A 24,099-nucleotide genomic window follows, 5' to 3' on the forward strand; every position below is an offset into this window, starting at 1 on the left:
CCCTGCCCTTTTCCAGCCCGGCCCGTACCTCACGTACGGGCAATGGCCGGCGTCGATGGCAGCCCCTACTGATGGAAGGTCGCCATCGGGGCACCCTTGCCGTACTTGCTTGTCGTAAGATAACGCCTCTTACCTGCGATACAGGCCCCCCATGCCTCAAGCTTTGCCCGGTCAGATCACATTACAAAACTGTGAAAGCGAGCCTATTCATACTCCCGGGTCCATTCAGCCCCATGGGGCGCTGATTGCGCTTGACCTGGATGGGCGTGTACTGACGCGCAGCCAGAATCTGCTGTTGCACTTGGGCTTCGATGCAGAACCTGGCGCTTTTCTACCTGCACCCTTGCAGGAACCCCTGGGTTTACTGGTGGAGGCAGGCCTGGCGGCGTTCGATGGCTGGACCGACAGCAGCCGCTATGGCGAAGACCAGGTAGGTTTCGATGTGATCGCGCACCGGCACCACGATGTGGTGTACCTGGAATTCGAGCCCCAGCCGCTCCCCCAGAACGCGTTCTATCACTTGGCAGGGGATGCGCAGCGCATCATTACGCAGATCCGCCACGCCAGGGATACCGAGGCCTTGCTGACCCGGCTTACCTCACGCATCCGGGACTTGACCGGTTATGACAGGGTAATGGCCTACCGTTTTCGCCAGGACGATTCAGGGGAAGTGGTGGCTGAGGCTCACCGCCCGGACTTGGTGTCGTACCTGGGCCAGCGTTACCCCGCGTCGGACATTCCTGCCCAAGCCCGGCGTTTATATATCCAGAACCCTACGCGGCTGATTGCCGATGTAGCCTATAGCCCATCGCCACTGGTGCCTGCGTACCACCCCGTCACTGGGCTACCCTTCGACCTTAGCCATTGCGAACTGCGCAGTGTGTCGCCCATTCACTGCGAATACCTGAGCAACATGGGGGTGCATGCCTCCATGAGTGTGTCCATCGTCGTGGGCGGCAAGCTCTGGGGCTTGTTCTCCTGCCACCATGACTCCACGAAGACCCTGGCCTATTCAGTACGGCTATCGTTTCAAATGGTGTCGCAAATCTGCTCGGCCTTGGTGGAGCGTATCGAGCAGATTCAGGAGGGTGAAGCGATCAACCTGGCCCAGGCCCGGGTCCATGCGCTTGAGGAAGGGCTGCATGACGCCGATGACTTGATTGCCGCCCTGTGCCAGGAAGGCACGGGGCTGAACCAGTTGATGACGTGTGTAGACGTTGCGGTGTGCCTCAAGGGCCGGGTGCAGACGTTGAACGGCCTTGCCGACGCAGCAGCCCTTCAGATGTACACCCATTTGGCGATGCTCAGTGATCGCGATCTGTATGCCATGGATCGGTGGCCAGACCCGACGCCTTTGGATGGCTTGTGCGGCGTGCTGGCTGTTCGCTTCGACCACCGCGAAAACGGCTGGATCATGTGGTTCCGTTCCGAACAGGTAGAGAACGTGCGTTGGGGCGGCAAGCCAGAAAAGATCATAGACATCGGTCCTTTAGGAGCCAGGCTTACGCCCCGGGGCTCCTTCGAAGCCTGGGAAGAGGTGGTGCGTGGGCAAAGCACCCCTTGGTCCCGTATTGACCGCACCGTCGCTGAATACCTGCGCCAGGCGTTGGTCAAGCTGGTGCACAACCGGGTCAGCAACACCAATAGCATGCGCCAGATGCTGATCGCGGCGCTGGGTCATGACCTGCGCACACCCTTGCAATCCATCACCATGGCCGCGTCCATGCTGTCTGATAGCGAGCAGCGTACGGCCAAGTTGCGCCAGAGTATCGCTACGTCTTCAGGGCGCATGAGCAGGCTGGTGGGGCATGTGATGGAACTCAGCCGGTTGCAGGCCGGCCTTGGCATGGCGCTGGATCGTGTGCCTACGGATATCTCTACCCTGTTCGAAGCATTGGCCAACGAAGCAGAACTGGCTTACCCCGGCATGCAACTGGAATGGGCCATCGAACCAGGGCTTAGCGCCAATGTCGACCCTGACCGCCTCGCCCAAGTGGTGATCAACCTGATTTCCAATGCCAGCCAGCATGGCATCGGCAACCGTGCGCGTATAAGCCTGAAAGGGTGTGCCGAGGGGTTGGTCATGGATGTGACGAACCCGGCAGCGCCCATGAGCAGCGACCGCTTGAACAACCTGTTCACGCCATTCAAAGGGACGACCAGCCAGCGCAGCAACCGGGATGGGCTGGGCCTGGGCCTGTATATCTCCGATGCCATCGCCCGCGCCCATGGGGGCGCCATTTCTGCCCAGCAGCGTGGCGAAGAGGTGGTATTCGAAGTGAACATTCCGGCGTAATACCTAAGCGCCATCAGGCGCCTCCTGCCGCTGTAAAAAATTGTACAAAGAGATTGAGCCTGTGCCGCTCGGCTTATCAACTCACGGCGCCCGGCAGCAATGGTGCTGACGCCACACTGCACCGGTTCGGTGGGTTTTACGCCTGTAACACTGCTGTAGAGCCTTCGTACACCTGGATCCCGTTATCCGACGAACGGTAGGTTCATTGATTAATGTTATGGAGCTCATAGGGGATAACCCTCATACCTGCCCCAGAGTGGGGCTGTAGCCTAAGGGTTATCCATGACATCCCCCGCCCTCGACAAGCGCCCTACCACCCCCTATGCACCTGTGCTGCTCAGCGCGGCGGGCGCCCTGGTTTCCATCGCTGTGGTCGCTGCCGAACCTGCCATGAGCACGTGGCTGATGGGGCTGAGCATTGCCCTGCCCGCACTCGCCGCGGGTGTGTTCAGTGCCAGGCTTCAAACATCCTCCTCAAAGGCCAGCACCTTGCCGGCTGATCACGAGCCCGTTGCCACGCACGCACAGCCGTCTGACAGCGATCGCCTGTGCCAGGCCGCCTTGCCCGTGTGGATGCGCCAGATCAGCACCTCCCGTGAACAGACCGAAAGCGCCATCGGTGCGTTGACGTCGCGCTTCGTGGATATCGCCAGCCGCCTGGACCACACCGTGGACGCTTCCCGCCAAGCCGCCGGCGACATGGGCCAAGGCGGCGTAGGCGAAGGGTTGGGGCAAAGCCAAGTAGCCTTGAACGAAGTGGTAGACACGCTGCGCACCAGCCAGCAAAGCCGTCACGAAATGCTGCAGGCCGTACGTCACCTGACCGATTACACCGGCGAGCTGCGCCAGATGGCGGCCGAAGTAGCAGCCATCGCCCAGCAAACCAACCTGCTGGCCCTCAATGCTGCAATCGAGGCCGCCCGTGCTGGGGAAGCGGGCCGAGGCTTTGCCGTGGTGGCCGACGCCGTACGCTCACTGTCGAGCCAGTCCAGTGAAACCGGCCAGAAGATGTCTGCCAAGGTGGACGTGATCAATGGCGCCATCGCCCACCTGGTGGATGTGGCCGGCGAAAGCAATGACAAGGGTAACGACAGCGTTGCCCATGCCGAGCACACCATCCAGGGCGTACTGGGTCGTTTTGAAGGCATCACCGGCCAGTTGCAGGAAGCTTCGGCCCTGCTGCAACACGAAAGCGCCGGGATCAGCCAGGAGCTTTCCCAGGTGCTGGTGGACCTTCAGTTCCAAGACCGCGTCAGCCAGATGCTGGCCCAGGTACATGAACGCATGGCTGGGCTGCATCAGCAGTTCGAGCGTTGCAACGCTACCCACACGCCCTTCCAGCTGGATGTGGACGCCTGGTTGGCCGAAACCGAACGCACCTACGCCATGCAGGAACAGCGCGCCAACCACCATGGTCATGAGCGCGCCAAGCCTGCAGACAACTCGGTCACCTTTTTCTAGGGCTATGCCCTGGGCAACCTGTTTTTAATTTAAAGCGTTCAGGAGGTTATATGGCCAAGTCCATTTTGGTAGTGGATGACTCGGCAAGTATTCGTCAAGTGGTGGGTATCACCCTTAAGGGCCAGGGCTATGACGTGCTGGAAGCCTGCGACGGGAAAGATGCGCTGAGCAAGCTCAAAGGCCAGAAGATCCACCTGGTGATCAGTGACGTGAACATGCCCAACATGGACGGCATCACCTTCGTCAAGGAACTGAAGAAGCTGCCCGCCTACAAGTTTACCCCGGTGATAATGCTGACCACTGAATCCCAGGAAAGCCGCAAGCAGGAAGGCCAGGCGGCAGGTGCTCGCGCCTGGGTCGTCAAACCCTTCCAGCCTGCGCAGATGTTGGCAGCTGTCGCCAAGCTGATCGCGCCATGATCCGCGCGCAGCAGGTGGGCGAGGCCCTGAACGTGGCCCTGGAAACTGAGCTGACCATCTATCAGGTTGGCGAACTGCACACCGCTGCCCAAGCCTGGCTGGCCCAGCCCTGCCCTTGGCAACTGGACCTGAGCCAAGTGCCTGAAATGGACGGCGCAGGCTTGCAATGGCTGTTGTTCCTCCAGCGGCACCTGGGCACCACGGGCCACGCGCTGACCCTTGCCGGTGCCAGCGATGCAGTGCTGGACGTGCTCACGTTGTGCCCAGGTACTGACCTGGCCCCTGCTGCCTGACTTTTAAACCCACCGGAGCCTGCCGCCCCATGAACCTCGACGCAGCCTTGCAGACCTTTATCGCCGAAGCCCGCGAGCTGCTCCAGGACATGGAGCAGGCCCTGCTGCGCTTGGAGAGCGAGCCAGGCGACCGGGCGGGCCTGGATGCCGTGTTCCGCGCGGCACACACCATCAAAGGTTCAGCCGGGCTGTTCGGCCTGGACGCGCTGGTCAGCTTTGCCCATGTGGTGGAAGACCTGCTGGACCGCCTGCGGGGCGGTAGCCTCCTCATAGATGGCGACCGTATTGCCCTGTTGCTAGGGTGCAACGATCACCTCAGCGCCCTGCTGCAATGTGTAGCCGTGGAACGCCGGGAACCCGATGCTGCGCTGTTGGCTGTGGAGCAACCGTTGCGGGAGCGTCTGGCAGCCAGCGGTGGCCAGGCGCCCGCTGTGGTAACAGTTGCTACAGCGAACGTAACCCAGGGTACCGCCCGCCATTGGCGCATCGACGTGCGCTTTGGTGAGGACACCTTCCGCCATGGCATGGACCCTCTCTCCTTCCTGCGTTACCTGGATACCCTGGGCCAGCGCGAGTCATTCGTACTGCACACGCAGGCGTTGGCTGAAGCCGAAGCCTTCGACCCGGAAACCTGCTACCTGGGCTTTGAACTCCACCTGATCGCAGACTGCGAAGCGGCCACCCTGGCAGAAGCCTTCGCCTTTGTGGAAGGCGAATGCGAGCTGACCATCGAAGAGGTGCACGCCGAAGTGTTGGCTGAGGTGCCTGCCCAGGCCTCGGTCGAACCTGCCAGCCCGTTAATACCGGCTGCGCCGTCGCCTGCTGAAACCCGCCCTGGCCAGGACAACCGGCAAGCCTGGGTGCGAGTACGTGCCGACAAGCTTGAAGCCCTGATCAACCTCGCGGGCGAACTGATTACGGCCGGTGCTGGTGCCCGGCTGCTGGCCGAGCGGCTGGCAGCTGCACGGGGGGACGAAGCCATCCTTGAAGCCACAGCCTCGGTCAACGCCTTGGTGGAGCAGGTACTCGAAGGTGCCTTGGCCATGCGCATGGTGCCCATCGGTGAAACCTTCAACCGCTTCCACCGCACGGTACGCGATGCCAGCCAGGGCCTGGGCAAAGACATCGAACTGGTGGTCAGCGGCGGCGAAACCGAACTGGACAAAGCGCTGGTGGACCAGCTAGGCGACCCGCTGATGCACTTGCTGCGCAATGCCATGGACCATGGCATCGAAGCGCCCGACGTACGCCTGGCTGCGGGCAAACCTGCACGTGGGCGCTTGCACCTCAAGGCCTTCCATGATGCCGGCAACATCGTGGTAGAGCTGAGCGACGATGGTGCCGGGCTCAACCGCGAACGCATCCTGGCCAAAGCCCGGGAGCGTGGGCTGTTGGGTAACGCTGAGCCCACCGACCGTGAACTGCTGGCCGTCATTTTCGAACCTGGCTTTTCCACAGCAGCGGCGGTGACCAACCTGTCAGGCCGTGGCGTGGGCATGGATGTGGTCAAGCGCAACATCAGTGGGCTACGCGGCAGCATCGAGCTGTTCAGCCCACCGGGCGAAGGCACCACCGTGCGCATTCGCCTGCCCCTCACCCTGGCCATGATCGATGGCTTGCTGGTGGAAGCGGCTCACAGCAGTTACGTGATTCCGCTGGGCATGGTGCGCGAATGCATGGAGCTGGTGCCGGGAGAGCGCGACGCCCTGCGCGCCCGTGGCCATGTGGACCTTCGCGGCGAGGTGCTGCCGCTGGTGTTCCTTCGCGATCACTTTGAACTGCAAGGCGCTGCACCGCGGCGCGAAAACATTGTGGTGATCCATGCCCACGGGCTCAAGGCGGGCCTGGTGGTGGACCACCTCATGGGTGAATACCAAACCGTTATCAAACCCCTCGGCGCGCTATTTGGCGGCGTTCGAGGCATCAGTGGTTCCAGCGTGCTAGGCAGCGGCGTGGTCGCCCTGATCCTCGACGTGCCGGCCCTGCTCAAGCACCTGACCGAGCGCGAAGCCGCCTCGATCGTAATTTCTTCCCCTTCCCAGGCTGTATAAGGTCCGTCCCGAGGTGTAGTCATGAACTGGTTCTATAATCTGAAAATCTCCACCAAACTGCTTATTTCCTTTCTGGTGGTGCTGTCGCTGTCGGTGATACTGGGCGTGTTCGCCATTCTTCAGCTGGCCGCCGTAAACAGCGCCACCGTGAAGATGGGTGAAGACGCTATCCCGTCCATCCGTACGGCCGCCAGCATGCGTTACAACCTGAGCCAGTACCGTACCCGTGAGGCGCGCCACATCCTGGCAGATACCCCTGCAGAAACGGACGAGATGCTGCGCAATGCCCAGCAGTCCCGTGCTGAAGTGGACGCCAACCTGGAAAAGTACAAACCGCTGATCTCCAGCCCTGAAGAACAGATGCTGTACGACGAGTTCGTTCGCGAATACCGCCAGTACCTGGGCATCAGCGAAAAAGTCTTGAACCTGTCTACTCAAGGCGACAAGCAGGCAGCCAAAACCATGCTGGCTGTTGACTCCAAGCCTGTGTTCGAAGCGGCTGCTGCCACACTCAACAAATTGGTAGCCCTCAACGATGCCAATGCCCAGAGCTTCAGCGATGAGGCAGCCACCACCTATGGCCATGCACGCCTGACCATCGCCGGGGTACTGGCGGGCTCGATCCTGATCGGCCTGTTCCTCACCTGGTTCATCTCGCGCATCATTTCTCGCCCATTGCGCCATGCCATGGACGTTGCCACTCGCCTGGCCGAGGGCGACCTGAGCGTGACAGTACAGGCCAAGGGGAACGATGAAACCGGCCGCCTGCTGTTGGCCATGAAAAACATGGCTGGCCAGTTGGGCCGCATCATCAGCGAAGTGCGCCATGCCGCCGACAACCTGGCCAGCGCCTCGGAAGAGGTGAGTGCCACGGCACAGTCCATGAGCCAGGCCACTAGCGAACAGGCCGCCAGCGTGGAGCAGACAAGCGCCTCGGTGGAGGAAATGACCGCCAGCATCAACCAGAACACTGAAAACGCCAAGGTCACCGATGGCATGGCCAGCAAGGCCGCGCGTGAAGCGGTAGAAGGCGGCCAGTCGGTGCAGGCCACTGTGGATGCCATGAAGAAGATCGCCCAGCGCATCGGCATCATCGACGACATCGCCTACCAGACCAACCTGCTGGCGCTCAATGCTGCCATCGAAGCGGCACGCGCTGGGGAGCACGGCAAAGGCTTTGCGGTGGTAGCGGCTGAAGTGCGCAAGCTGGCCGAGCGTAGCCAGGTTGCAGCCCAGGAGATCGGCGAGTTGTCCATCAGCAGCGTCAGCCTGGCCGAACGCGCCGGTTCGCTGTTGACTGAAATCGTGCCGTCCATTGGCAAGACCAGCGACCTGGTACAGGAAATCAGCGCTGCCTCCGAAGAACAGTCGGCCGGTGTATCGCAGATCAACCTGGCCATGGTGCAGTTGAACCAAGTGACTCAGCAGAACGCGTCCAGCAGTGAAGAACTGGCCGCGACGGCCGAGGAAATGAGCAGCCAGGCCGAGCAGCTGCAACAGGCCATGAGCTTCTTCAAGGTTGAAAATGATGGGGCGCGGGGTGTACCTCCGGCGTCCCATCGCAGCCCGGCACGCTCGGCAGCCGCTAGCCCCGCCCGTACTGCCTGGCGCGGTGAGCCGGCTGCGGCGTTCAACGAAGCCGAGTTCACTCGTTTTTGAGAGGGCCATGCCATGCCACATCAACACCTGAACACACTGGTCGACGCGCAGTACCTGACCTTTTCAGTCGCCAACGACACGTACGCGCTGGCCATTGAAGGGATCAAGGAAATCATCGAGCTGAGCCAGATGACCGTTGTGCCGATGATGCCGACCTATGTACGCGGCGTGATCAACCTGCGCGGCGCTGTAGTACCGGTCATCGACCTGGCCGCTCGCTTCGGCCAGCCTCCGGCAGAGCTGGGGCGGCGCAGTTGCGTGGTGATTCTGGAAATCGAAGGGCACGAAGGTGAACGGCAGGTGTTCGGCCTGCTGGTGGACGCTGTATGTGCCGTCCTGGACATCGCCGCTGAACATATGGAGCCTGCGCCGGCCTTCGGTGCACGGATTCGGGCCGACTTCATCGCGGGCATGGCCCGCCTGGATGCCCGGTTCGTGATTGTGCTCAATGCCAACCGGGTGTTGGCCCTTCAGGATCTGGCAGCCCTGTCGCACCTGGCAGGCGAGGCGGCAGCGTGAGCGAGAGCGGGATCAGTGACAGGGACTTCAACCAGTTCCAGCGCTGGCTTTACCAGCGCGCGGGCATCCATATGGCGGCCAGCAAGAAAGCGCTAGTGGCCGGCCGCCTGGCCACGCGCCTTCGGCACCATGGGCTGGACGACTACGCCGGTTACTTTGCGATCATCACCAGCCCGCAAGGCACCACCGAAGCGCAAGTGGCATTGGACCTGCTGACCACCAACGAAACCTACTTTTTCCGCGAGCCCAAGCATTTTGACTGGCTGCGCCAGCAGGTGCCGGTGCTGCACCGCCCTGGGCGTACGTTCCGGGTATGGAGCGCAGCCTGTTCATCGGGCGAGGAGCCCTACAGCCTGGCCATGTTGCTGGCCGACTGCCTGGGCGAAAAGCCTTGGGAGGTGATGGGGTCGGACATCAGCACACGTGTGCTGGAGAAAGCCGCACGGGGGCATTACCCCCTGGAGCGCGCCCGCAACCTGGCACCGGAGCACCTGAGCCGGTACTGCCTCAAAGGCATTGGCCGCCAGGAGGGCACCTTGCTGGTCAACAAGGCACTACGGGACCGGGTGCAGTTCCTGCAGGTCAACCTCAACGACCAGCTGCCACGGCTGGGCGAGTTCGACGTGATTTTCTTACGTAACGTGCTCATCTATTTCGATGCGCCCACCAAGGCGCGTGTGATTGCGCGGCTGGTACCGCTCCTGCGCAGTGGAGGCTATTTCATCGTCAGCCACTCGGAAAGCCTGAACGGCGTAACCGACGCGCTGAACCTGATCTCTCCCTCCCTCTACCAGAAACCATGAGCCGCTTATTATGCCCATCAAGGTAATGATCATTGACGACTCGGCCGTGGTACGCCAGGTACTGCAGGCCATTCTGGAGCAGAGCCCGGACCTCAAGGTGATCGGCGTCGCTGCCGACCCGCTGTTCGCCATGGAGAAAATGGCCAAGCAATGGCCGGATGTGATCGTGCTGGACGTAGAAATGCCCCGTATGGACGGCGTGACGTTTCTGCGCAAGCTCATGGCCGAGCGCCCTACCCCGGTGGTGATCTGTTCCACCCTGGCGGAAAACGGCAGCCAGACGGCCCTTCAGGCGCTGGCAGCGGGGGCGGCCGACATCATCGCCAAGCCCAAGATGGGCTTGAAAGAATTCCTTCACCAGTCGGCCAGCGAGCTCACAGCAGCTGTACGGGGGGCCGCCAAGGCCAACCTGAACGCCCTCCGGGCTCGCCCTGCCCTGCCCACGGTGGCCCAGAAGCACAGTGCCGATGCCATTCTTCCCTTGGTGGGCAGCCAGGCCATGGCACGCACCACGGAACGGGTGATTGCGCTGGGCACGTCCACGGGCGGCACCCAGGCGCTGGAGCGGGTATTGAGTGCCTTGCCTCGCGTGTGCCCGGCCATTCTGGTGGTGCAGCACATGCCGGAAAAATTCACCGCCGCCTTCGCCCAGCGCTTGAACAGCCTTTGCCAAGTGGAAGTGCTGGAAGCTCGGGACAATGACCGCGTGTTGCCAGGCCGTGTACTGATAGCGCCTGGTGGCAAGCACATGCTGCTCAAGCGCAGCGGTGCTCAATACCACGTGCAGGTCACCGACGGGCCCCATGTGAATCGTCACAAGCCCTCGGTGGATGTGCTGTTCCGCTCCGTGGCGCGCTTCGCCGGCGCCAACGCCACAGGCGTCATCATGACCGGCATGGGGGACGACGGCGCCCGGGGCCTGCGGGAAATGCTCGAAGCCGGTGCCGACACCTATGCGCAGGATGAAGCCAGCTGCGTCGTATTTGGTATGCCGAAGGAGGCAATACGCCTGGGCGGCGCCCGTACGGTAATCGGGCTGGATAAAGTCGCTAACGTGATCGTGCAGCCAGGGCGCTCGGCGTAACCACCCCAGGCGACGTGCCCCGGCCTGCACGGCCCGAACCAGGCGTCCCTGACCGGGCGTCCCTGACCGGGCGTCCCTGACCAGGCGTCCCTCCTATCAGGCCGGGTCCATAACCCGGCGGTTGCTGACGCTACCGGTAAACGCAAACGCCGTGGCCGTGGCCAGGCCCGCCTGAGGCCGACCGTAATGGTAGCCTTGGGCGAAGTGGCAGCCATTGCTGGCCAGCCAGGACGGCAGGTGCGGCAAATGCTCGGCTTCGATGCCCTCGGCAGTCACTTTCATTTTCAAGCTGCGTGCCATGCCCAAGATGGCCTCCACCATGGGCAGGTGATCGGTGTGCCCTGTCTCGAAGAAGGACCTGTCGATCTTGATCTTGTCGATGGACAACCGGGTGAGGTGATACAACCCTGAGTACCCGGTGCCGAAATCGTCCAGTGCGACGGTGACGCCGTGGTCATGCAGCCTGCTCAGGTTACGTTGCGCTGCCAACAGGTTGCCTACCAGTGCTTCCTCGGTGATTTCCACTTCGAAACGCTCGAAGGGGAAACCTTCCTGGCGCAGTTGCTCCAGCAGCCTGTCCGGGAACAGCTCGTCGGTAATCATCGCAGCACTCACGTTCAGGGACAGGTGCAAATGGTCGTCCCAGGTGCGAGAGGCTGCGCAGGCCTGCCTCACCAGAGACCGTGTCATGGCCGGAATCAGGCCCATACGCTCCAGGGAGGGGATAAAGTCCATCGGCATCCCGATGCTGCCATCTGGCTTGGCCCAGCGCGCCAGGATCTCAAACCCAACAACTGCCTGGGACGGCAGCGACACGATCGGCTGGAAGAACGGCACGATGGCTTCTTGCTCCACTGCCTTGCGCAGCGCATTGTCGTGTTCGAATTCAGCCTGGCGCTGGCGTTCATAGGCGGTGTCATAGAAATCCCAGGTCGAACGCCCGCTGTTTTTACCCTTGTACATGGCCGTGTCCGCATAATGCAGCAGCGTCGACGCATCGCTGGCATCCGACCATGAGCGCGAGATGCCCACCGTGGCCCCCAAGTAGGCGTTTTCAACGTTGTGCAGGATGGGCGCACTCAACCGGGCAATCACAGCCTGGGCGATGGCACTTAGCTGAACCTTGTCCAGGCGGCCTCGAATCAACAGGCAAAACTCGTCACCGCCCAAGCGCGCCGCAACGCCGTCGTGTTTGGCCACCAGTTGGCCCAGCCTGTTCGCCACCTCAACCAGCACACTGTCACCTGTGGAATGGCCATGGCTGTCATTGATGGCTTTGAAACGGTCAAGGTCGATCAGCATCACGGCAACGGGCTGACCTTGGCCGAGGTAGCTTTGCAACTGGTCCATGAACACACGCCGGTTGATCAGGCCGGTGAGGGAGTCATACCGGGCCAGGGTTTCGGTCTGGTCTTGCACCTGCTGCATGTGCCGGTAACTGAAGCGCATGTTGCTGATCAGCCGTTTGAGTACAACGGTAGGCACTATCAGCGACAGCAGGGAAAACCCGGTGGAGGTCAGTACGAAGCGCCAGCGTTCGGTGCTTTCGAAATCATTGTCATAGGGAAGCCCCAGGTATTCCATGACCCAGTTTTCAAGCTTGAATTCCCAGAGGATGGCCAGGCTGCACATGGTGAACAAGGTCAAAAGTACCAGCCGGGCGAGGCGGTAGGGTTGGGGGCGATGGAAGTCGATCATAGGGGCCTCGTGGGGCCAGAGTCAAAGAGCGTGATGTCAGACCGCCATTATCCACCAAACGTTCAGGTACTGAACCTGAAAGCGAAAACCGCCGGTCGTTTTTTAATCAGCGATCGGTGATGGCACGGACTGCGATCCAATGCGTGAGGAGCGCGTTACCGGTGGCGCCTGCAACGCTCCGAGCAATAACGCACCTCATCCCAGCACCGTGCCCATTTCTTGCGCCACGTGAAGGGCAGCCCGCACACGGCGCACACCTTCACCGGTAGCTGATCTTTTTTCATAGGGGGTTTCCAGTGGCCCGAGGTGCAACGCCCGGGCGCGAGGGCCGATGGCCCTGCGCGCCGGGTACAGGTCACTTGAGTTTGAAGCGGCTTACCACGGCAATCAACTTATCGTTGGAAGCTGCCAGGGCAGCCGTGCTGCGTTCGCTCTGCGCACCCTCGGCCACCAGCTCTTCCACGATGTGCTTTACCGCCACAATGTTGCGGTTGATTTCCTCGCTCACGGCGCTCTGCTGTTCGGCAGCGGTGGCGATCTGTGTGCTGAGGTCGTTGATGCTGACCACCGAGTCGGCCATGCCATCCAGGCCTTCGTTCACCCGCGCTGTCTTGTCTACCGTGGCCTGGCAGCTCTGTTTGGTATTTTCCATGGCCACCACCGCCGCGCTCACCCCTTGCTGAAGCCGGGTCAGCATGTCGTTGATTTCCGACGTGCTCGCCTGGGTACGGCCTGCCAGGGCGCGAACTTCGTCGGCCACCACCGCAAACCCGCGGCCTTGCTCACCAGCCCGGGCCGCTTCGATGGCGGCGTTGAGGGCCAAGAGGTTGGTTTGTCCGGCGATCTCGCCAATCACACCCAGCACCGCGTTGATCCGCTGAGCGTCCTGCTCCATGGCGCGCACCTTGTCGGTGGCCGCATCCACTTCACCGATCAGTGCCTGCACACTTGAAGACGCATCATCGACCACTACCTTGGACTGGCGCGCGTTGTCATTGGCCGTACGGGTCATGCTGGCGGTTTGCGCTGCATTGCGGGCCACGTCATCTGCAGTGGAGCTCATCTCGGTAATCGCGGTGACGGCCTGGTCGGTCTCATTGGCATGGCGCAACAGAATCTGGTTGGTGCCTTTGGCCTGTTGTTTCAGTTGCTCTACGCCTTGGGCAATCACTTGGGAAACGTCAGACACTTCCGCAACCATGGATTGCAGGTAGGTGATAAAGCGGTTGACCGACTTGCCCACCGCGCCGACTTCATCGTCGGCCCGGATCACGATGCGGCGAGTCAGGTCGGCATCACCAGCCGACAGGGTATCGATGTTGGCCCGCAGTACAGACAGCCGCTTCATTACTTGGCGCAGCCCCAGGTACATCAGCAGCAACAGCAGGGCAACCATAGGCAACTGAATGGCTGCCAGCGTATTCAGTACTTTGCTGCTTTGGGCTGTCAGCATCTGAGTTTGTTGAGCAACCGCCATCAACCAGGGCGTACCCTCAATGGGCTGTACGAACAAGGTGTAATCCTGGCCGTCGCTGCCGGTGTAGTGCGCGCTGCCGGCGTTGGTTTTGAGCAGGCCTTGAAGGGCAGCAGTAAACGGGTACTGGCCTGCCAGGTCCGACAGGTTCTTGAGCACGTTGTTGCCCGGAATTTCCGGCTGGTTGCTCAGCACCGTCCCGCTTTTCTCTACGATCATCAGCAGGGCATGGGTCTCTGCCTCTTTGCTGGCAACCAGGTCATTGAAAAAGTCCAGTGTGACGTCGACGGTGGCCACGCCATAAGCAGCGCCATTCTTGCTGATGGCCATGGCGCAGTTGGTGCGCGGCTCCGGGCTGGCATCATCGCGGTAGGCCGTGGCCCAGTTGCACTGGCCAGCCGGTGCCTTGAGCCCGCCCAAGTACCAGGACTGCTCGAAGTAATTCTGGGATTCGGGCGAGTTCCAATGGGTGTTTACGATCAACTTGCCGCTGGCATCGCGGTGGTAGAAGGTGCTGTGCTTGGCGCGCCCAGGGGTGCGCTGGTTGGGCAAGGGCCACACCCCGCCGCCGAATACTTTCAGCTCGCCGTACTGGTTTACCATCAAGGGCAGCAGGCGGTCGATGTCGTCGCTTTCAAGCTGCGGCACGGTTTCAGTGATTACCCGCTGCTGGGCTTGCACGCGCCCCAATTCGGCTTTGATCACGCCGCCAATCTGCGCAGCCGCGTTGGTCAGGTGTCGCTCGTCGTTAGCGGTCAGGCTGGGGGTCACGAACAGGTTGATGCCAATGGCCGTAAGCGCAGCGATCAGTGTGATGGAGCCAATGAACGTAGCGGTATAGCGCGCCTGAATTGTTTTTAGCATGGCGGGGGTCCGAAGGAGACGACAAAGGGTCGTTTCCTGCTATCGGCCGCGCTTGGCCGGTCTTGAGCGCTGGTTCAGCCCATCAGGTACCCAGCGCTACGGGTACTTCCAATACGGCCTCCAGCCCGCCACCTTCGCGATTGCGCAGGGTCAAGCGCCCGCCGTGCACCTTGGCCACAGCCTCGGCAATGGACAGGCCCAACCCGAACCCTTCGCTGTGGCGGGCAGGGTCTAGCCGTAGAAAGGGCTCGGTCACCCGCGGCAGTTCCGACTCCGCAATGCCGGGGCCCCGGTCCGCCACGGTCACGCGCCATAAGCGGGGCTGGTGCTCTACGGCCACCTCAGCGCTACCTCCGTAGCGCACCGCATTGTCGATCAGGTTCTCCAGGCAGCGATGCAGAGGGCGTGCATAGCCTGACACCGGCGTAGCCGCCTTGCCTGTCACACTCACCTGGGCGCCCATGTCGGTGAAGTCTGCCTGCAGGCTTATCAGCAAGGCATCCAGGTCGATGCGCTGGCGCGGCTCCCGGGTGTGGCCGCTGGAGATAAAGTCCAAGGTGGTGTCTACCAGTTGCCGCATATGCTCAAGATCCTGCTGCAACTGGGTACGCAACGCCTCGTCGGCCACCTGCTCGGTACGCAGGCGCAAGCGCGTGAGCGGTGAGCGCAGGTCGTGTGACACCGCCGCAATGAACCGCGTGCGTTCACTCAGGTTTTCGGCCAACTGGCGTTGCATGGCATTGAACGCCGCACTGGCCTCACGGACTTCGCTAGGCCCGCGGTCGGGTAACGGCGGTTGCAAGATGTCGGCGCCCAGGGCCCGCGCGGCATCCGCCAGGCGCTTGAGCGGGGCAATGGCCAGCCGTACGGCGACCAGCGTCACGGCCAGCACCAACAGGATACGCAGCAGATAGATGCGCAGTACGTAGTCTGCAACCAGGTACCAGGGCGCATGGGAACTCCAGCCTTGGCTTTCCTTGGCATCGACCAGCAGCCAGCGGCCATCGGGCAAACGCAGGTCGATTAGGAACCGGCCCGTGGTGGGCCGGGCCGATAACAGGGCAGTCAGCCCTGCTTTGCGGTTATGCCGGTCAAGCAGCTCCAGCCTTAGCAATTGGAAGGTTTGGGCCTTGCCGGTTTTCTCATGCAATACGCTGCGCAACAGGTCTTCGGCCGCTTGCGAGTCTACGTCCAGTGGTACATCAGGGTGGGTAGGCGAGGCGTTGACACTGACTTCGAAACCCGGTGAGCGCAGAAGCGCCGACAGGTAATCAACGTCGGCCGGCGATTGTTCAGCCACCCGTACGATGTCGGCCAAGTGGGTGGCTACCAGGCGTGTAGGAATTTCCAGGGACTGGATATGCCGCACATCGAACCACACGGAGCTGGTGGCGGCCTGGGCCAGTAGCGTACCGCCCACCAGAATAGCGACCATGCGCCCGTACAGTGACCGGGATAACAGTTTGAGGAGCCAGCGTTTCAACGGCTTTCGACGTCTGTGGCCGTGAGCATGTAGCCTTCATTGCGCACGGTTTTGATAAGGGCATTGCCCAGGTGCTGGCGCAACCGGCTCACACAAACGTCTACCGCCCGATCAAACGGCCGGCTGTCCTTGTCGAACGCGTGGTTGCGCAGGAACTCGCGGCTAAGGGGGCGATTGGGATGCTGCAGGAGCAACCGCAACACGCGAAAGTCCGAATTGCCTAGGTACACCACAACCCCTTGAGGTGACAGCAGTTGGCGGGTGCGTGTGTCCAGTGTCCAACCTGCGAAACTCAAGGTGGCTACTTCATCGATCCGGGCACGATCAGGAAAGCTGAGCGCCCGGCGCAATACGGTCTGAACGCGCAACAACAGTTCGCGAGGGTCGAAGGGCTTGACCAAGTAGTCATCAGCGCCTTGCTCCAGCCCGGCGATACGATCATCCAGGGTGCCGCGGGCCGTCAGCATGATGACAGGTACATTGGACACCTCGCGCAAGCGCCTGCACAAGGCCAAACCATCGACACCGGGTAGCATCACATCCAGTACCACCAGGTCCACGACATTGGTGTCCAGTTTGAGCTGCATTTCTCGCCCATCTCTGGCACTGCTTACACGGTAGCCCGCATGGCTGAGGCATTCGCCCAACAGCTGGCGAATGTCCGGGTCGTCATCCACGATCAGCAGATGTCGGTCCGTGCTCATCGAACAATTCCTCTGTGTGCAGGTAATAAGCGGTGCGGTGGTATCGGAGGCCAACCATGGTTTGGGCCACCCTCCTGGCTATTGGTTCGCCACACCCCTTCAAAGCCCCCACATTAAGGCAAATTGCCATTAACTTGGCGGCTTGTGCATTACCATTACAAAAAATTGTTCAAGCGGGATTGCCCACGCCTGGCACGTGATGCTCAACGCAAGTGCGCGAGCGAGAAAACGGTTGCGCCCCGCCCTGCCACTTCGTTGCTTGCAGCCAGGGAGTGCTTGTCCTGGTAGCGCTTGAGCTGGGCTTCCAGTTCCAGGATTCTGCCCTGCTGCTGACCCAGGCGGGCCTTGTCGTCTGCATGGCTGGCCATCAGGCGGGCTATTTGCTCATGGCATTCGATCAACTGCCGGTTGACGTCGTCCAGTTCATGGTTGAGCAACACCCAATGGTGTTTCCAGGACTGAAGCGGCGACAACGCACCTCCCGCCAAGGGGTCAACGTGGGAAGCAACGAGTTGATGGTCCATGGTGATTAGCCTTTTGCTGGATGGATATCCAGTATCGCTCAGGCTGTAGGCACAGGCAAGGTAAAAACACAGGCCCGAGTGTTGTCAGCGAGAATGAACCATCACAACCCCCGGCAAATACCCAAGTGCCGGTTCAGGATCAGCCGATGTGGGCCCACGAGGAGCGAACACCCCCTGCTTCTGCTCATAATAAGCCGTGCAACGGCTGGAGTAGTCACGCTCAGGGTGGGCAGGCCCTGTACCAACCCGTCTGCCGTACACCCAGTCAGTAATGGCGTAGGCCATTCTGGATTTCCACGCAGCGGCATATCCCATGCCGTCTACCTGCGTGACAGCTTGCCGATAGGAAACCCCCTCTGCTTGCCGGGTCTCTACCTGGCTTGCGTACCGCTGGCCCCATTCGCAGCGCTTCTCGTGCTGCTGGCTCAAGGTCGTCTCTGCCAGGCTGCCTGCCGCCCAAAGGGCTGTTAGAAAGCCGAGCATCACGCCTGGGATTTTTGTTGCGCGCTTCATAGTGCATTCACAGTCTGCCATCGAAGCCCCTAACTTAAGGCAAAGAGCCATCAACCAGGGTGCACTGTGCAAAACCATTACAAATTAGCGTAATCACCCCGGCAACGCGGGGTTATACCCTCGGTCACATCCCCCGCATTGGCATAAGGCCACTGCCCTTTACAACAGTGGTTGAGGACTGACGATGATTTTTGACGTGACAAACTACGGCGCCGTAGGCGATGGCATAACCGATGACACCGCCGCCATTCAGGCCGCCATTGATGCAGCGTTTGCCGCAGGTGGTGGCGAGGTGGTGATACCGGCAGGTACTTTCATCATCAGCGGTACGGGCGACCCTACCGACGGGTGCCTGGAGATCAAAAGCAATGTGACCATCAGTGGCCAGGGCATGAGGGTGACCACCCTCAAGCTTGCCGACGGCTACGACGGCAAGGTCACCGGCATGGTGCGGTCAGCCTACGGCGAAGAAACCCATGACTTCGGCATGAACAACCTCACCCTGGACGGCAACCGGGACAACACCACAGGCAAGGTGGACGGCTGGTTCAATGGTTTCGCCCCTGACCAGGAAGGCCATGACAGCAACGTGTTGCTCGACAGTGTGGAAATCAAGGACTGCTCGGGCTACGGGTTCGACCCCCATGAACAAACCATAAACCTCACCATCAGCAACAGTGTGTCCCATGGCAATGGCCTGGACGGCTTTGTCGCGGACTACCAGAGCCAAGGCGCCTTTATCAACAACGTGGCCTACGACAACGACCGCCACGGTTTCAACATTGTCACCAGCACCCACGACTTCGCCCTCACGGGCAATGTGGCCTATGACAATGGCGGCGCGGGTATCGTGGTGCAGCGTGGCAGCGAAGACCGTGACCTGGTGACCAACGTGGTCATCACCGGGGGCCAGGTCTATGGCAACGCGGCTGAAGGCGTACTGGTTAAGATGAGCACCGACATTACGGTCCAAGGCCTGGACATCCACGACAACGGCAGCGCTGGTGTTCGGCTGTACGGCAGCACTGGCGTAAAACTGCTGGATAACAGCATCCACGACAATGCCCAGGCCGGCGGCGTACCGGAAGTGATTATCCAATCCTATGACGACACCACGGGCGTCAGTGGCCGCTACTACACAGGCGATTACAACCTGGTTCAGGGTAATACCATCGTGGGCAGTGACCTCTCCACCTACGGGATCGCCGAACGACGCGAACCCGGCACGGCCCATAACAGCTTGTACGGCAACACCGTCGAGCACACCACCCGTGGCGACACCCTGGTGTACGGGGAAGGTAGCGTGGTGCTGGCAGGCATTCCGGTAAACCGCATTGAAGGCACTGACGGCAAGGATGTGCTGGTGGGGACCGACGGGTATGACCTGATCATCGGCGGGGGTGGCGCCGACAAGCTGACCGGCGGCGACGGCGCGGACACCTTCCGCTACACCGCCATCAGTGACAGCTACCGTACCGCCAACGCCAGCCATGCTGACCTGATCACGGATTTCGACGCCCACGAGGACGTCATAGACGTAGCGGGCCTGGGCTTCACAGGGTTGGGAGATGGGCATAACGGCACCCTCGCCGTGCAGTACAACGCCGCTACAGACCGCACCTACCTCAAAAGCCTGGACCCGGATGCCGACGGTAACCGCTTCGAGGTCGGCCTGAGCGCTAACCTAGCCAGCAGCCTGAACAGCGAGAACGTGGTATTTCAGCACCTGGTACTGGGCACCGCAGGTAATGACCGGCTCACAGGCACCGATGCCAGCGAGATCATTGATGGCGGTGCGGGTGCAGACATCCTTACTGGCGGTGGCGGCCACGATGTATTCCGCTTCTCCAACCTGCTGGACAGCTACCGCAACTACAACCTGAGCAAGGCCGAAGGTAACCAGGGCGACCTCATCACCGATTTCGATGCCAGCACCGACCGTATCGACGTGTCAGCGCTGGGTTTCACTGGGCTGGGCGATGGCCACGACGGCACGCTGGTCATGGTGCTGAACGACGCTGGCGACAAGACCTACTTCAAATCCCGAGACCCGGACGCCGATGGCAACCAGTTCGAGTTCGCCATGACCGGCAACCAGACCGCGCATGTACAAGGGGCGAACTTCATTTTTGCCGCACCTGTGCCTGAGGTGGAGCTGGTGGGTGTTCAGCACGATCCGGCACTGGGCGCTGCATAACCCCAAGGGACAGCAACTGAACTGTTCGGCATGCCATGGGGCCTGATGCTTACCCTTAACCGTAACGAGGCAACGCCCATGAGCAGTGACCACGGCAATCAGCACACCACCGAGTACCTCCACACTGAAGTTGCCAAGTCCCTGGGCATCAGCGTTGACGAATTGACCACCTGGATGATCAATGACATTGAGCGGGTGACCGAGGGCGGCAAGGACGTGGGGCACATGGTAGTGTTTCGCGAATCCACGCCTGATGAGGTGCTGGACAAGGTGCAGCACAAGCAGAGCCGGTTCACGGCAATGACCGGTGTCATCAAGGCCGAGCAGGCTTAAGGATGAGAACAACCAGGCGCAGGGCGAATGGCCTTACGCCTGGGTGCTCCCTACCGGCAACGCGTGGCTAACGGCGCTTTAGGCAACTGTTGACCAACGTGCAAATCTCGCTCAACGACCAAGGCTTGGCCAGGAAGGTAGCGTTGGGTGGCAGGTCTGCGGCGTGCTTGGCGCTGAACCCGCTGGTTACAATCACCGGAAGGTCAGGCTTTTGTTCGTGAACACGGGCTGCCAAGTCCCAGCCTATGGCCGTTCCTGGCGTCACTACGTCTGTGATCAGCAGGTTGAGTTCAGGGTGCTCCATCACGGCATCCCAACCCTCATCGGCCGTAGGCGCGGTATGCACCTTAGCGCCCATTTCCATCATTACTTCGGCCAGCAGGTCGCGCAGGATCAAGTCATCCTCTACGATCAATATGACGATTGACCTGTCAGCCAGGGGGGCATCGCGGTAAGGCATATCCAAGCGTCCACGTCATGACTATTCACCACTCACAGAACGTTTTCAGCCTACTTTGCTCTCGCAAGTCGACGAAACGCCTGTTTTGTATAAATATCATGCGGTTTACTTGTTTCAAGAAGCTGCTAGTACAAGCCATGTGAAACAAGGTGCTTGCTTCTTACACTTCCACGGCCTTCAAGTTGCCGTGAAATACGGCACAGGCGAAGGCGATCAACTGCGCGAATAAGTGCAGCTAGCGGTTGCTTAGGCATCTGCTTGGATCCATCGCTGCCGTATTTAGTTCTGAAGACAGGCCGTCAGAAGGGCTGACCTCTGCCCTTTCATCGTCTGTATCGCTGTCAAGGGCATCTATGGCATTTCGGAGATTACGCGGCATGGACGCAATGTGTTGGCTATATGTGGGGCCAACATCGAGTTTTGATGTACGTGAGCGTGGCTTCGCTAGCAGCTCGTTGAGTTTCTCGATGTCCTGCTGATCCATTATTCTGCACTCAGGCCGTTTTTTTTCAGCGGCGTCTATGGCAGCGCGAAGGCTGGCCGGCATGGACCCAATGAACTGGCTGTATGTAGGGTCAGCATCGCGTTCTGATGTACGTGACGGGTGCGCAGCTAGGCGATTGGTGAATTTCTTGGCTGTCTGCCGATTCACGATGCCACCCTTAGGCGGTACTTTTGGCAAGCTCGGCGCCTTGATATCGCTTTCCTGCAAGAGAAAATCCTCATGAAACACTGCGAAGGTTTCTTTGGGAAATTGATAAGGCAGAAGGTTTGGTATCTCACGTTTTTGAACAGGCGGTGGCGGCGTGTATGGAACAGTTTCCGGAGCTGAAGATTTTCCGGGTTTCTTGACCTTGGCCTTCAAAATATCCAAATGTGCAGCAGGGAGCGCTGCCCATGAGTTCATATGCCTTCCTTCTTCCTCCGCCTGTTTCACACGACTAGCGGCCAAAACAGACGCCATCTGAAAATGCATCGGGGTAAGCTGGTTTTTGAGGGCCATCCATTTCAAATCACGGCGCGCCCTTTTGATGTCCTTCTCGGACGTCTTTGCCGGTTCAGATTGTGTAGAGATATCACTTAATCCAGTCGCTTTCTTCTTGGCCAGTAAAGGTGTCGAAGCAGACTTTCGCAGCTTCGTTTCCGGGGCAGTGACAGGATCTTCCAAAAATGGCGTGGCACCTGCTGGCACTAACGGCTTCGATTCCGGCAGGACTTTGGCGTGGTCCAGCGCCACGACTTTCACAGGGCCAGCCTCCCCGCCGAAGTAACGTCTTTCTCTGAAGCCCAAGGCCGCTAGTTCAAGCTGTTCGCCATGGGCGATGAAATTCGCTAGCAGCACACCTTTTCGATCCTCAACCTCTGAGGCGATACCATACTGGTGGACCGGTTCGCTTACAGCGGGGTTATGAATGAACGTGCCATGTTCCAATGCCATACGTGCACTGCTAGCCATTTGTTTTTCGTGCAAGTTGCCATGGTTTGTCAGGCGTAGCAGATAGTCATGAGAGCGGTCGGTCGTTCTACTCTTAAGGCTTGATTCGCGTGAGGGCGTAGTATCGGCGCTGATGCGATGTGGCTCGTTTAACGCCTGTACAGAGGTAGGGCTTGGCGGGGGAGAAATCTTCATGGATCACCTATGGTCTGTTCAATGGGGGACGTAGTCATGCGCACCATGAAGAGCTGGCCTAAACCTTGTTCAAGGCACGGCCCGCGCTTGTGGTGGTCAACCTGCTCAGGCAATCGCCCTCACATCCTCTTTCACCTCACCCGCTGCGCCCTTTACCGTTTCACTAGGCTTTTCACCGGTGATGTTTTCGTACACCTGGGAGCCAGCCGCCTGGGCTTCGGACTTCCCGGCAGCCTGCGCGGTACCTTTGGCCAGCTCCTTGCCGCCTTCTTTGAGCGCCATTTCCGTGAACTCTTTGGTGCCCACTTTCAGGCCTGCCTTGAGGGCCATTTCAGCGCCGAACTTGGCGGCCATCACGGCCACGGACAATTCAGTGCCCACCCCCGGAATCGCATTGAGCAATAGCGGCCCTAACTCTTCGGCAATGGTGCCCAGCTGCTGGAAGCCGTCTTTGATGTCCTCGCCCAACTTCGTGCCGTTGTCCCGCGCTTCGGCCCATTCCTTTTCCTTGATGGCTTCGTCACCGCGGATGGCCGCGCCAATACCATCAAAGCCATGTTTGACCATTTGGCCGAAATGGTTGAAGCCGTTGGCAATGTCATGGCCCAGGTTGACGAACGCGTTGCCAATTTTCTTGGCGGTATCAACGATCATGTTGCCGAAGTCTTCGAAGCCGTATTTTACTTTATTGGCGAAGGTTTGCAGGCCATTAGTGCCGCCCCCGTTTTCGCCGCAATGGGGGTCGCGCTGGTCTTCTCGCCTACTAGGTATACGGCCTTTCACCAAATAGTCTTGCAGGGTGCCGGCTTCCGAGCCGCCGGCGGCATCCCCCCAACTGGCTGCGGTAAACCCGCCGATACTGCCGTTATGGCGAAAGTCCGCAGGCTTGTCCGAGCCGTCTGGGTTCTTTTCGTTCTTGACTGCGGTCAGCACTTTGTAGGCACGCCAGGCGGCGTCCGGGTCGTTATCGATATCGCCATTGACCTTCGGGTCCTTGGCCAGCACATCGCGCAAGTGCCCCACGCTCTTGCCGTCTTTTTTCACATCCTGGTTATTGCCTAGCTTGCCAAGAATGCCCCCGTTCAGTTCGTTGATCTTTTTAACATCAAAGCCGGGCGGCGCTTTTTCATCGGCCGCAGGAATATCGGTGGAGCCACCCTTGATGGCGATTTCCTGCTCCGCCGTCGGCCCTTTTGGCGCTACGGGTGCTTGCACAGGGGCGGGGGTGCTGGCTTCAGGCTTGAGCTCAGCAGCAGCAGGTTTATCTGTGGAGGTTGGAAGAGGCTTCTGGCCCGTGCCGTCCGCATTGCCGAGTTTGTTTCTCAAGGCAGTGATCAGGCTGCTCAACAGGCTTGTCAGTGAACCGGAGGAGGGCGTTGGGCGAGCGGCGGGCGAGTCTGGCGTTACCGCACTTTTGGTATCGCTGCCAAAATGAATCAGGCCATTGCCCGTGCCGTTTGTGCCTGGGCCCTGGCTGGGGGTTTGAGTACGCGCCAGCGATAATCCCTCTGGCAGGCTGTTGGGTTGCGGTGCTACGCCGTCGCAAGGGATACGCATCATGGTCATCTCTGGATGAGAAGGGTGAGGCTCCATGGTGTGTGGCGGCTGTGGGAATAGGGTTCCACGTGGCGGGT

The 24,099-nt window shown here is 60.3% G+C and carries 21 protein-coding genes and 1 pseudogene; 11 read left to right on the forward strand and 11 right to left on the reverse strand.

Annotation, left to right across the window (positions count from 1 at the left end; translation table 11 throughout):
• The first annotated feature begins 151 nt into the window (after nucleotides 1-151).
• The 9 genes from ACSAMW_RS08420 (at nucleotide 152) to ACSAMW_RS08460 (ending at nucleotide 10,585) form a co-directional block, all read left to right on the forward strand.
• Nucleotides 152-2,296, forward strand: a complete 2,145-nt coding sequence (locus tag ACSAMW_RS08420) for an ATP-binding protein (protein ID WP_500593525.1) — start codon at nucleotides 152-154, stop codon at nucleotides 2,294-2,296.
• Between the two features lie 798 nt (nucleotides 2,297-3,094).
• Entirely contained in the window at nucleotides 3,095-3,757 is a 663-nt protein-coding gene (locus ACSAMW_RS08425; RefSeq protein ID WP_500594001.1) for a methyl-accepting chemotaxis protein, read from the forward strand.
• 50 nt (nucleotides 3,758-3,807) lie between these two features.
• Nucleotides 3,808-4,176, forward strand: coding sequence for a response regulator (locus ACSAMW_RS08430; RefSeq protein WP_168084830.1), 369 nt, complete (start codon nucleotides 3,808-3,810; stop codon nucleotides 4,174-4,176).
• On the forward strand, nucleotides 4,173-4,469 hold the full coding sequence (locus tag ACSAMW_RS08435) for an STAS domain-containing protein (protein ID WP_500593526.1): 297 nt from the start codon (nucleotides 4,173-4,175) through the stop codon (nucleotides 4,467-4,469). Before ACSAMW_RS08430 ends, ACSAMW_RS08435 begins: the two co-directional genes overlap by 4 nt.
• 29 nt (nucleotides 4,470-4,498) lie before the next feature.
• A complete protein-coding gene (locus tag ACSAMW_RS08440; RefSeq protein WP_500593527.1) occupies nucleotides 4,499-6,520 on the forward strand; it encodes a chemotaxis protein CheA in 2,022 nt (673 codons plus the stop codon).
• 21 nt (nucleotides 6,521-6,541) lie between these two features.
• Complete coding sequence (locus ACSAMW_RS08445; RefSeq protein ID WP_500593528.1) at nucleotides 6,542-8,179, forward strand: methyl-accepting chemotaxis protein; 1,638 nt, start codon at nucleotides 6,542-6,544, stop codon at nucleotides 8,177-8,179.
• A gap of 12 nt (nucleotides 8,180-8,191) precedes the next feature.
• Nucleotides 8,192-8,698, forward strand: a complete 507-nt coding sequence (locus tag ACSAMW_RS08450) for a chemotaxis protein CheW (RefSeq protein ID WP_500593529.1) — start codon at nucleotides 8,192-8,194, stop codon at nucleotides 8,696-8,698.
• A complete protein-coding gene (locus ACSAMW_RS08455) occupies nucleotides 8,695-9,501 on the forward strand; it encodes a CheR family methyltransferase (protein ID WP_500593530.1) in 807 nt (268 codons plus the stop codon). Before ACSAMW_RS08450 ends, ACSAMW_RS08455 begins: the two co-directional genes overlap by 4 nt.
• Nucleotides 9,502-9,511: 10 nt before the next feature.
• Nucleotides 9,512-10,585: a protein-glutamate methylesterase/protein-glutamine glutaminase gene (locus ACSAMW_RS08460; protein WP_500593531.1), complete on the forward strand. Its 1,074-nt coding sequence runs from the start codon at nucleotides 9,512-9,514 to the stop codon at nucleotides 10,583-10,585.
• 96 nt (nucleotides 10,586-10,681) lie between these two features.
• Here ACSAMW_RS08460 and ACSAMW_RS08465 read toward each other — a convergent pair whose 3' ends face one another.
• From ACSAMW_RS08465 to ACSAMW_RS08500, 8 genes and pseudogenes are all read right to left on the reverse strand, one after another.
• Complete coding sequence (locus tag ACSAMW_RS08465) at nucleotides 10,682-12,283, reverse strand: putative bifunctional diguanylate cyclase/phosphodiesterase (protein WP_500593532.1); 1,602 nt, start codon at nucleotides 12,281-12,283, stop codon at nucleotides 10,682-10,684.
• Nucleotides 12,284-12,438: 155 nt separating this feature from the next.
• Nucleotides 12,439-12,567, reverse strand: a complete 129-nt coding sequence (locus ACSAMW_RS08470) for a DUF2256 domain-containing protein (protein ID WP_500593533.1) — start codon at nucleotides 12,565-12,567, stop codon at nucleotides 12,439-12,441.
• 71 nt (nucleotides 12,568-12,638) lie between these two features.
• Entirely contained in the window at nucleotides 12,639-13,484 is an 846-nt protein-coding gene (locus ACSAMW_RS08475; RefSeq protein ID WP_500594002.1) for a methyl-accepting chemotaxis protein, read from the reverse strand.
• 15 nt (nucleotides 13,485-13,499) lie between these two features.
• Nucleotides 13,500-14,621: pseudogene (locus ACSAMW_RS08480) on the reverse strand (HAMP domain-containing protein); the annotation flags it as partial.
• A gap of 82 nt (nucleotides 14,622-14,703) precedes the next feature.
• The gene (locus tag ACSAMW_RS08485; protein WP_500594003.1) at nucleotides 14,704-16,056 is read right to left on the reverse strand and encodes an ATP-binding protein; all 1,353 of its coding nucleotides are present in this window, start codon (nucleotides 16,054-16,056) and stop codon (nucleotides 14,704-14,706) included.
• Nucleotides 16,057-16,100: 44 nt separating this feature from the next.
• Nucleotides 16,101-16,808 carry a response regulator transcription factor gene (locus tag ACSAMW_RS08490; RefSeq protein ID WP_500593534.1) on the reverse strand — a complete coding sequence of 236 codons (708 nt, stop codon included), beginning with the start codon at nucleotides 16,806-16,808 and terminating at the stop codon, nucleotides 16,101-16,103.
• 203 nt (nucleotides 16,809-17,011) lie between these two features.
• Nucleotides 17,012-17,332 carry a hypothetical protein gene (locus ACSAMW_RS08495; RefSeq protein WP_500593535.1) on the reverse strand — a complete coding sequence of 107 codons (321 nt, stop codon included), beginning with the start codon at nucleotides 17,330-17,332 and terminating at the stop codon, nucleotides 17,012-17,014.
• 84 nt (nucleotides 17,333-17,416) lie between these two features.
• Complete coding sequence (locus tag ACSAMW_RS08500; protein ID WP_500593536.1) at nucleotides 17,417-17,845, reverse strand: hypothetical protein; 429 nt, start codon at nucleotides 17,843-17,845, stop codon at nucleotides 17,417-17,419.
• Nucleotides 17,846-18,029: 184 nt separating this feature from the next.
• Between ACSAMW_RS08500 and ACSAMW_RS08505 the strand changes: the two genes are divergently transcribed.
• Together ACSAMW_RS08505 and ACSAMW_RS08510 are read left to right on the forward strand one after the other, a co-directional pair.
• Nucleotides 18,030-20,042, forward strand: a complete 2,013-nt coding sequence (locus ACSAMW_RS08505; protein WP_500593537.1) for a glycosyl hydrolase family 28-related protein — start codon at nucleotides 18,030-18,032, stop codon at nucleotides 20,040-20,042.
• Nucleotides 20,043-20,087: 45 nt separating this feature from the next.
• Entirely contained in the window at nucleotides 20,088-20,375 is a 288-nt protein-coding gene (locus ACSAMW_RS08510; protein WP_178088994.1) for a hypothetical protein, read from the forward strand.
• Nucleotides 20,376-20,442: 67 nt separating this feature from the next.
• On the opposite strand, the gene ACSAMW_RS08515 is transcribed toward ACSAMW_RS08510, so the two are convergent.
• The 3 genes from ACSAMW_RS08515 to ACSAMW_RS08525 form a co-directional block, all read right to left on the reverse strand.
• On the reverse strand, nucleotides 20,443-20,835 hold the full coding sequence (locus tag ACSAMW_RS08515) for a response regulator (RefSeq protein ID WP_500593538.1): 393 nt from the start codon (nucleotides 20,833-20,835) through the stop codon (nucleotides 20,443-20,445).
• Between the two features lie 235 nt (nucleotides 20,836-21,070).
• Nucleotides 21,071-22,465: a hypothetical protein gene (locus ACSAMW_RS08520; RefSeq protein ID WP_500593539.1), complete on the reverse strand. Its 1,395-nt coding sequence runs from the start codon at nucleotides 22,463-22,465 to the stop codon at nucleotides 21,071-21,073.
• 105 nt (nucleotides 22,466-22,570) lie between these two features.
• The gene (locus tag ACSAMW_RS08525; protein ID WP_500593540.1) at nucleotides 22,571-24,025 is read right to left on the reverse strand and encodes a hypothetical protein; all 1,455 of its coding nucleotides are present in this window, start codon (nucleotides 24,023-24,025) and stop codon (nucleotides 22,571-22,573) included.
• Nucleotides 24,026-24,099 lie beyond the last annotated feature (74 nt).

The organism is Pseudomonas sp. AB39(2026) (assembly GCF_059831485.1).